This window comes from Nostoc sp. CHAB 5715 (genome assembly GCF_020829685.1).
Taxonomy (GTDB): Bacteria; Cyanobacteriota; Cyanobacteriia; order Cyanobacteriales; family Nostocaceae; genus Nostoc.
The window spans coordinates 1-6,997 of record NZ_JAIVFR010000333.1; the positions used below are offsets into that span (position 1 = coordinate 1).

6 protein-coding genes are annotated in these 6,997 nt (G+C 42.7%); 4 read left to right on the forward strand and 2 right to left on the reverse strand.

What is annotated here, in order from left to right; all coding sequences use genetic code 11:
* Positions 1-51 precede the first annotated feature (51 nt).
* On the reverse strand, positions 52-378 hold the full coding sequence (locus LC574_RS18920; protein ID WP_229454933.1) for a multidrug efflux SMR transporter: 327 nt from the start codon (positions 376-378) through the stop codon (positions 52-54).
* Positions 379-1,805: 1,427 nt separating this feature from the next.
* Here LC574_RS18920 and LC574_RS18925 point away from each other — a divergent pair.
* The gene (locus LC574_RS18925; protein ID WP_229454934.1) at positions 1,806-2,708 is read left to right on the forward strand and encodes a S1C family serine protease; all 903 of its coding nucleotides are present in this window, start codon (positions 1,806-1,808) and stop codon (positions 2,706-2,708) included.
* Here the strand turns inward: LC574_RS18925 and LC574_RS18930 are convergent.
* Positions 2,638-3,030 (reverse strand): hypothetical protein, encoded by a 393-nt coding sequence (locus tag LC574_RS18930; RefSeq protein ID WP_229454935.1) that lies wholly within the window; start codon positions 3,028-3,030, stop codon positions 2,638-2,640. The genes LC574_RS18925 and LC574_RS18930 overlap by 71 nt on opposite strands.
* Positions 3,031-3,201: 171 nt before the next feature.
* Between LC574_RS18930 and LC574_RS18935 the strand changes: the two genes are divergently transcribed.
* The 3 genes from LC574_RS18935 to LC574_RS18945 all read left to right on the forward strand — a co-directional run bounded on the left by LC574_RS18935 (position 3,202) and on the right by LC574_RS18945 (position 6,996).
* Positions 3,202-4,038, forward strand: coding sequence for a S1C family serine protease (locus LC574_RS18935; protein ID WP_229454936.1), 837 nt, complete (start codon positions 3,202-3,204; stop codon positions 4,036-4,038).
* Positions 4,035-4,667, forward strand: coding sequence for a response regulator transcription factor (locus tag LC574_RS18940; protein WP_229454937.1), 633 nt, complete (start codon positions 4,035-4,037; stop codon positions 4,665-4,667). Before LC574_RS18935 ends, LC574_RS18940 begins: the two co-directional genes overlap by 4 nt.
* Before the next feature lie 259 nt (positions 4,668-4,926).
* Positions 4,927-6,996, forward strand: coding sequence for a prolyl oligopeptidase family protein (locus tag LC574_RS18945; RefSeq protein ID WP_229454938.1), 2,070 nt, complete (start codon positions 4,927-4,929; stop codon positions 6,994-6,996).
* Position 6,997 lies beyond the last annotated feature (1 nt).

Consider the following 6,997-nt stretch of genomic DNA (forward strand, 5'->3'; position numbering starts at 1 on the left):
ATTAATCGCTGTCTTTTGACTTACACCTTTGTGCAAAATTGGGATGCTCCCCTACGGTACCCCACTTGCATTTATGCCTATTACCCCGATGATTATTAAGGCGATGGAAATGAGTTTGATAAGTGTGGCAGATTCACGAAACCAGAGAATACCAATAATAGCAATTAAGACAGTTCCCAATCCAGCCCAGACAGAGTAAGCCACACTGACTTCAAGTTTCTTGAGAGCAAGGGTCAAAAAAGTAAAACAAAGTCCGTAAAAGACAGCTATTAATATGGAAGGGCCTATTTTAGTAAACCCTTGCGATAACTTCATGCAAGTTGTGCCTAAAACTTCAAAGAGGATTGCGACGATAAGGTAAATCCAACTTGTTGACATATCTGTTATCAGCAGTTTGTGGGGAATCTCTTATTATCTTATCTCTGTGAAATTCAAAAAATACAACAGGTCGAATTATTATTATTTGCGTGAATCTACTAAAAATTTGTAGGATACGCTACGCGTTGCAAGCTTTAAGAGATTGTTTGAAAAGTCCTCTTGTCGGTATCAAAAGTTTTAGATCCCTCTAAATCCACGCCAGTTGCTCATGGGGGAAACCCCCATGCGCTAAAGCGTCTCCCCTTGGGAGAAGACTGCACTGACTCGCCGATAAATTGGGGGACTTTGATTCCGGTTCCCCCCTTAAAAAGGGGGGTTAGGGGGGATCTAAAAGTACCTCAAATCATAGCGAAACACTTTTCAAACAACCTCTAAGCATCTTGAACCTGACGCTACCCAAAGCTGAAGAAGAAAAGAATGAAACCAATTCGCAATTCGCAATTCGCAATTCGCAATTGAATCAAGCCACCCACAAGGGGTGGGGTTTCTACCTACCTTGGGATACAAAGACTGTTTCGCCCACAAGGGGCGAGGTTTTAAACCTTCACTTTTTTCATAAAGTTGTCAAAGTTAATCTAGCATCATCTGGCTAATTGCAGCTTTATATCTGCTAGCTATTTATTAAACTAAATAAAAAGCGCTCCCCTTTTGGAGAGCGCTTTTTAGTGTGAATGACTCAGCCTATACAGATTTATTACAAAAGTGCAAAATTTCAAATCTTTTATAGTGTGTTATGCACCACCCCAGATTTGAGGTGCGCTAGGACGAATATTATGTCTACTTCAGTAGACTTTAGCTAGGAGCCGCTGAAATTCATTTCTGGGCGGGCGTGGAAGCCAACAGATAAGCGATTTTTAGCTTAAATTGACACCAATGAGCAATGCGCTTTACCCCTACCGCGTAGTCTATTTACCTGAAAATAGCTGTAAGTCCACGCTTAGTGGACTAAGATTTTTCCTTTCACCGAGGATAGCCACGTACATGACTTCAAATCTTGTATTTAGTCCTCTTGAGAGGACTTTAGCTATTAGCCTCGGAATTTATTCCAAGGCGGGATGGCAACGAAGCAGATGATTTAAAAAATACTGGTATTGAGTAATCCTATTTGATTTGTGAGAATTGCAACCCGCAGAACCACAAATTATTTGAGAATTCGCGGATCTTTTTCCTCACGAATGGTTCAGGATTGCTATATAGCAATCCTAAATGAGTCGTGAAAAATATATATAAGGAAACGAACCGCCAAGAACGCCAAGGACGCAAAGAGAAGAAAGAAAAAAGAGATATATAATTTTCACAAATGATTTAGGACTGCTATATAAATCCTAGCCATTTTTCTAGGATGAATTCTCCCCATTTTTCCGATGCCATCTGTGTTGATAAAACGAGACGATATGAACATCTAAAAAAGTTGGCACAAAAATCTTATGTCTTCATTACTGGCTTTATCCAACAGTTTAGCTGATACCGTAGAACAAGCTGGAGGTGCTGTGGTTGCGGTAAATGCGGGTAATCGTGTTTCCCCAAGTGGTATTCACTGGCGTAATAGCATCATTGTTACCTCTGATGAGTCACTCCAGCGCTATGACGACATCACCATCACTTTATCAAATGGTAGTACTGCACCAGTAACACTCATTGGTCATGACTCTAGCACTGATATCGCTGTTTTTAAACTAGAAAATCTAGAAATTCCTGTGGCAAAAGTTGGCGATGCCAAAACGCTTAAAGTTGGTCATCTCGTGTTAGGACTGGCAAGAGGTAGCGAAGGTGATTTAAGGGCAGCGATGGGTGCGGTGAGTGTGGTTAGCGGTGCTTGGCGCAGTATGAATGGCGGAAATATTGACCAATTCATCCGCCCAGACATCACCCTTTACTCTGGTTTTGCAGGTGGGCCGCTTGTAGATGCTGCTGGTTTTGTTGTAGGCATGAATACATCGGGGCGGCGTGGTACTGCTTTGACTATTCCCACTGCTACAGTCGATCGCGTGGTTGATCAATTAGTAGCAAAAGGACGCATTTCAAAAGGCTACTTGGGTGTGGGAATGCAACCTGTACGCTTACCTAAGAACCTGAAAACTGCTCTCAATTTAACTTCTGCAACTGGGGTAATTGTCGTTAATGTTGAGCCAACTGGGCCTGCTGACAATGCAGGTGTGTTGCTTGGCGATGTTTTGGTAAGGTTCGATGGCGTAACTGTGGGCGATACAGGTGATGTATTGGCGCTGCTCAATAGTAGCGATCGCATCGGTAAAACTGTCAATGTGCAAGTTGTCCGGGGTGGAGTGTTAGTTGAGTTAGCGATCGCAGTTGGCGAACGACCTTTGTAATTCGTAATTCGTAATTCGTAATTCGTAATTTAGAACTCGAAGGTTGAGCTTCTGAACTCGGAACTTCCACCTTTTTACTCGAAGGTTGAGCTTCTGAACTCGGAACTTCCACCTTTTTACTCGAAGGTTGAGCTTCTGAACTCGCAACTTCGACCTTTTTGCTCGAAGGTTGAGCTTCTGAACTCGCAACTTCGACCTTTTTGCTCGAACGTTGAGCTTCTGAACTCGGAACTTCCACCTTTTTACTCGAACGTTGAGCTTCTGAACTCGGAACTTCGACCTTTTTACTCGAACGTTGAGCTTCTGAACTCGGAACTGTCAAAATTTGCTTTCTAAAGTTGGGTTGACTAAGCTAATGCGCCTATATATTGCACAAACTCCGTATAGACCGTCATTAGTCATTAGTCATTAGTCATTTGTGTTTTTAAGGACAAAGGACAAATGACAAAGGACATCACCGATTCTATTTTGACATGGGGAAAAATTGTATAACATGGCAAACACAACATTAACTAACATCGCTGCTGAATTAACAGAGGTAGCTGCTAAACTACGCGATCGCACTGTTAAAGTGAAAAGCGGCTCTCTGGGAGTCGGTTCTGGTGTAATTTGGCAATCTGACGGACTAATTATTACTAATGCCCATGTTGCAACCAGCAACCGCGCAACTGTGGAATTGGCAGACGGAAGGATATTTGATGCGGTGCGTACACAATTTGATCCACAGCAGGATTTAGCAGCCTTAAAAATTGTCGCCACTAATTTAACTGCTGCAACTATTGGTAACTCTGAGGCGCTACGAGTGGGTGAATTAGTTTTAGCGGTGGGTAATCCGTTTGCTGAGAGTGGTGCTGTGACAACTGGAATTATTTATGCAAATAATCCACGGGCTATTATGGCTGATTTGCAGCTATATCCTGGAAACTCTGGAGGGCCACTTGCCGATTGTCAAGGCCTTGTTGTGGGAATTAATACGATGATTGTTAATGGTTTGGCTGTGGCAGTTCCCAGCAAAACCGTTGAGCGTTTTTTACAGGGAAATAGTCGTCCGCAACTAGGAGTTACACTGCAACCTGTGCTTATAAGTAGGCGTAGCTTGGGTTTATTGGTGTTGTCAATTCTACCTAACAGTGCGGCAGAAACTGCTGGTGTGCAAATCGGCGATGTTTTAATTGGAGTTTCGGGGCGATTATTCACTAGCATGAATGATTTAACTAAATATCTCCATGAAAGTAAAGGATCTGTGCCGCTACAACTCCTACGCGGTGGGAAGCAATTCGTAATTTATGTTGAGGTGCAGTCTGGGAAAACTGCTGTGGAGGCGACATGATCCGGGTGATGGTAGTTGCCACTTCCCCTGTTGTACGGGCAGGGTTATCAGCTGTGGTAACTACCAATCCTCGGCTGACGGTTGTGGGTAGTGCATCCGATTTGGATGTATTGGCTAGGGAAGTTGGGCAATTACAAGCAGATGTGGTACTGGTAGATTTGAGTGGCAATGTTCAACAATCGGTGTGGGAAAAATTGCCGGTTATTCAAGAACAGCAATATCCATTAGGAATGATCGTCATTGTTGAGGATCTCGACAGCATCGACTTAGAGACGGGGTTACGTTCTGGTATCCGGGGGATATTGCCCAGTACTAGTACAGAGTCAGAAATTGTTGCTGCTGTGGAGGCGATCGCTTTTGGTTTGGTGGTGCTGCACCCGGATGCTGTAGAATTATTATCTATCCGGGAAAAAGTGGTGGCGAATCCTGTACAAACCTTGACACCACGCGAGATAGAGGTTTTAGGTATGCTTGGTTCCGGGTTGGGGAATAAAGCGATCGCTAAAAGCTTACACATTTCGGAGCATACGGTTAAATTTCATCTTTCATCCATTTTTCAAAAGCTCAGTGTCTCCAGCCGCACCGAGGCTGTTGCTGTGGGTGTGCGATTGGGTTTGATTATGCTGTAATCTGTAATGAATTCTCGGTTGGATGTAATAGATTTCTTGCATACAGCGATTTTCAGTTGAGTAGACATAAAAAAGACCTCACCCCAAACCTGATTTACTAAGGTTTTAGCTTTAGTTTTACCCCACCCTAACCATCACTGCGATTAAGTAGGTAATCTTTGGGATTCAATTGGAATTTTCCCGCAGGTTTAGTCAGTACATGCTCCACGTCTTGGGTCTATCTTTGTAGTATGTAAAGAAGCACTTTTGACCTGAGATTATGCCCTCCTCTAAAAAACCCCTCACCTACCCATCCAGCCACAAAAGTAATCAAGTCGATAACTACCACAGTACTTTAGTCGCAGATCCTTACCGATGGTTAGAAGATCCTGACTCTGAAGAAACAAGGGCTTGGATTGAGGCACAAAATCAAGTTACTTTTGACTACTTGAGTGAAATTCCTACCAGAGAAAAAATTAAACAGCGCCTCACCAAACTTTGGGATTATGAAAAATATGGCATCCCTTTTCAAGAAGGTGAACGCTACTTTTATTTCAAAAATGACGGACTGCAAAACCAAAGTGTCCTCTATACTCTAAAAACCCTCGACGACCAACCCAAAGTTTTACTCGACCCTAATAAACTTTCAGAAGATGGTACTGTTGCTCTTTCAGGATTGTCTATTAGCGAGGATGGTAAACTTTTAGCATACGGCCTATCCGCCTCTGGTTCTGATTGGCAAGAGTGGAAAGTACGCGATGTCGAAACTGGTGAAGACCTGCAAGACCATCTGAAGTGGATTAAATTTTCTGGTGCATCGTGGACACATGATAATCAAGGTTTCTTTTACAGCCGCTACGATGAGCCTAATGAAAAAACTCAATTAGAAGATGTTAACTATTATCAAAAGCTCTACTATCATCAACTAGGTAAACCCCAATCAGAAGATGCACTAATTTATCATCGTCCCGATCAAAAGGAATGGGGTTTTAGTGGCGGTGTTACTGAAGATGGACGCTATTTAATAATTTCAATTTGGCTAGGAACTGACTCTAAAAATTTGGTTTTCTTTAAAGATTTGAATAACCTTAATGCTGAAGTCGTAGAACTAATTAACCAATTTGAGGCAGATTACAGCTTTATCGACAATGATGATAGCGTGTTTTATTTCCGCACGGATTTAAATGCACCACGGGGACGAGTAATTGCCATTGACACCAAAAACCCTGCGCCAGAAAACTGGCGAGAAATCATTCCCCAATCAGCAGAAACGTTGGAAAGTGTAGGCATACTTAATAACCAATTTGTTGCTGATTACCTCAAAGATGCTCACAGCCAAATTAAAATTTTTGACCTCAAAGGTGCGTTTATTCGTGAGGTAGAATTACCTGGACTCGGTTCAGCCGGAGGTTTTGGAGGGAAGCGTCATGATACCGAAACTTTTTATAGTTTCACCAGTTTCACCACACCAGGAACTATCTATCGCTACGATATGGTAACTGGTAAAAGTACCATTTTCCGCCAGCCACAGGTAGATTTTAATCCTGATGATTACGAAACTAAACAAGTCTTTTATTATAGCAAAGATGGTACTAGAATACCAATGTTTATCACTCATAAAAAGGGCATAAACTTAGATGGAAATAACCCGACTTATCTCTATGCCTATGGTGGTTTTAATGCCTCAATGACACCTGGTTTTTCTGTGAGTCTTTTGGTGTGGATGGAGATGGGTGGTGTCTATGCTATGCCTAATATACGCGGCGGTGGAGAATACGGTGAAGAATGGCATCAAGCAGGAATGAAGGATAAAAAGCAGAATGTCTTTGATGACTTTATTGGTGCAGCTGAGTGGTTGATTGCTAATAAGTATACTAAGACTGAGAAGCTAGCGATCGCAGGTGGTAGTAACGGCGGTTTATTAGTAGGTGCTTGTATAACCCAACGTCCCGATTTATTTGGTGCAGCTTTACCAGCAGTCGGCGTGATGGATATGTTGCGGTTCCACAAATTTACCATCGGTTGGGCTTGGACTTCCGAATATGGTTCAGCAGATAATCCAAAAGAGTTTCCAGCGCTGTATGCTTATTCGCCACTACACAACATCAAACCAGATACAGCTTACCCAGCAACCTTAATTACCACAGCCGATCATGACGATCGCGTTGTCCCTGCTCATAGTTTCAAATTTGCCGCCGCTTTGCAAGCAAATCACGCAGGTGATGCGCCAACGCTAATTAGAATTGAGACTAAGGCAGGGCATGGTGCAGGTAAACCCACTGCTAAAATTATCGAAGAAGCCGCAGATAAATGGGCTTTTTTGGTGCGTACTTTGAATGTTGAAGTTTAGG

Coding starts and splice junctions, on each gene's coding strand:
- LC574_RS18920 (WP_229454933.1), bottom strand. CDS start 378: ATGTCAACAAGTTGGATTTACCTTATCGTCGCAATCCTCTTTGAAGTT.
- LC574_RS18925 (WP_229454934.1), top strand. CDS start 1,806: ATGTCTTCATTACTGGCTTTATCCAACAGTTTAGCTGATACCGTAGAA.
- LC574_RS18935 (WP_229454936.1), top strand. CDS start 3,202: ATGGCAAACACAACATTAACTAACATCGCTGCTGAATTAACAGAGGTA.
- LC574_RS18940 (WP_229454937.1), top strand. CDS start 4,035: ATGATCCGGGTGATGGTAGTTGCCACTTCCCCTGTTGTACGGGCAGGG.
- LC574_RS18945 (WP_229454938.1), top strand. CDS start 4,927: ATGCCCTCCTCTAAAAAACCCCTCACCTACCCATCCAGCCACAAAAGT.